2 protein-coding genes are annotated in these 2,390 nt (G+C 51.8%); both read left to right on the top strand.

Going from position 1 to position 2,390, the window contains the following annotated elements; translation table 11 throughout:
- The first annotated feature begins 497 nt into the window (after nucleotides 1-497).
- Nucleotides 498-851 (top strand): hypothetical protein, encoded by a 354-nt coding sequence (locus DFP90_RS22515; RefSeq protein WP_115939711.1) that lies wholly within the window; start codon nucleotides 498-500, stop codon nucleotides 849-851.
- Nucleotides 852-981: 130 nt separating this feature from the next.
- Nucleotides 982-2,390: SLC13 family permease (locus tag DFP90_RS22510; RefSeq protein ID WP_115939710.1), on the top strand; the 1,409-nt coding region annotated here is incomplete at its 3' end.

Raw genomic sequence — 2,390 nt, 5'->3', positions numbered from 1 at the left:
AACCAATCTGGAAGGAAAAGTTCGTAGACTGAACCTGACCTGACAGAACACCGCGTCAAAGCCGGTAACTGTCAGACGGAGTCTCGACTACTACACTTTAGAAACAAATTTACTGACCAGATATGGTCTGCACCATTATGTGACTTTTTCCAGCTCCGATGGGGTGAATGTCTTCTCCATTGACGGAGATATGAGCGGTAAAATGATCACACACGCCTGCGATATCATCCGTGAAATGTACCAGGGCAAATCATCGGTCCAGATACTCTAAGGCGCGGTTGCGCCATATTCGGAGGCATTTGGCAGTTGGTCCGCTTGCTTAGTCCAGTCTCCGAATGGTCAAGGAAGTTGGCTTTACGCTAACCCATGTCAGTATCGCTCTCGAAAAACTGTATTAAACTCCCCCAGGAACGCTGAGCCAGAGGAGCGGCCAAATTGTTTGAGCCACTGTCGGCAATAAGCGAATGAGGTGGTGTTATGCCGCCGGAGGATTGATTATGAATATTCCAGAATGGCTGAAGCCTGGCATCTACGGAATGGTTTTGGGGGCGGTCGTTCTTGCCGTTGTCGGATTTTCCTGGGGCGGCTGGATGACCAGCGGGCAGGCGATTAAGGTCGCCGACACCATGGCGGATGATGCCGTCATTGCCGCATTGCTTCCCATATGTATCGACAGTGCAAGTACCGACATAAATCGCACCATGAAAATAGGAAAGATCCGCGAAGCAGCGGACTATAAGAGGCGTGATGCTCTGATGGAGGCTGGCTGGGCAACGGTTCCAGGTGAAACCAGTCCGAACAGGGACCTCGCAAAGGCCTGTCTGGACGCTCTTAACATCGAGAAGCAGTAAACCCCATCGGCAGGTGATGCAATGGCGGGGACTGGGTATCCGAACTATATCAGTCCCCTACCACGTCAAATCTCAATTATGCCTCCAATAGTCCATTGCTATCTGGTATTTGGGTGTATCCGGACCGCATATGGTTGAAACATTTCCGAACGGTTTTCATATATGGGCAAGCTATGCACTTGTATCAGCGGCCATTATTGGGTTCGCCATCGGGCGTGTTCAGGTTGAGCTGACATCGCTCTTGATTCTTGTATCGCTGTTGCTGTTGTTCGAGATTTTCCCACTCCTTGATGCTGCAGGCGAGCCTGTCCTGGAAACACGTGATCTGCTTGCCGGTTTCGCCAATCCTGCGCTGCTCTCCGTTATGGCACTGCTTGTTCTTGGCAATGGCTTGTGGCGGTCCGGTGCCATGGACAGGGGACTCAAATGGATGATGGGATATGCCGGGAACCACGAAAAAGTGGTTTTAGTTGTTTGTTTTACCGTCATATTTCTGACCAGCCCTTTTGTCAGCAATACGCCCGTGGTCGTGATCTTCATACCGGTTTTTGAAGCGATCGCGCGGCGTTATTCAATCCAGCCAAGTGTAACAATGATGCCATTGTCGTTCATCGCTATTCTTGCCGGCATGACCACATTGATCGGGTCGTCAACAAATCTCCTTGTTTCAGGGGCGATGAGCGCACTGGGTGAACGGCCCCTCGGCTTTTTCGAGTTCACATTGCCCGGGCTGGTTCTCGCAACAACCGGTCTTTTCTATGTGATCTTCATTATGCCGCGCCTTTTACCTCTGCGGATATCGCCGATGCAACGTTTCATCTCCGGCAAACATCGCAGATTCATAGCGCAATTCAATCTGGGCGCCGATCCAAAGCTTGTTGGAGCCGCGCCGCGTTTCAACATACTTGGCATTAATGGAACCCGGCTTCTACTCGTGCAACGCGGTGATCATCCTTTTGTACCGCCATTTGGCAATCTGATACTCCAGGAAGGAGATGTTCTTGTTATCATGGCAACGTATCAAGGGTTGGCGGAAGTACATACAAGGTTCCCGAGTTTGATGTTCAGCACTTCTGGGGAAGAGGATATGCCGGAGAAAGGTGCTGAGCGGGAAAGCTGGTTGTCCCGTGACCAGAGCGTCGCTGAGGCGATGATAGCGCCCGGTTCGCAATTTGCCGGGCAAAATCTTGAGGAAATCGGATTTCGCACACGGTACGGCTGCCTTGTCCTGGGAATAGAACGACATGCCAGGGTATCGCGCCATCTTACCGGCAGCATCATATATGAGGGAGATATTCTGGTGCTTCAGGGCAGTCGGGACGCGATCGACCGATTGCGCGAACATCGAGGGGTGGTTGTGCTTGATGGATCTACGCAGCCCTTGCCGGAGGCTCGTGATGCCAGGATGGCCAGCATCATCTTTGTCTGTACAATCTTGATTGCCTCTCTTGGGCTTTTGCCAATTTCCGTTACCGCAATTGCCGGTGTTTCCCTGATGCTCGTTACCCGTGTCCTCACCCTGAAACAGGCGAGCAGAGC

Origin of the sequence: Aestuariispira insulae (genome assembly GCF_003385955.1) — a bacterium.
Classification (GTDB): Bacteria; Pseudomonadota; Alphaproteobacteria; order UBA8366; family Aestuariispiraceae; genus Aestuariispira; species Aestuariispira insulae.
Note: the sequence above shows the minus strand (reverse complement) of the source record. Positions and strands in the feature narration are given on the sequence as shown.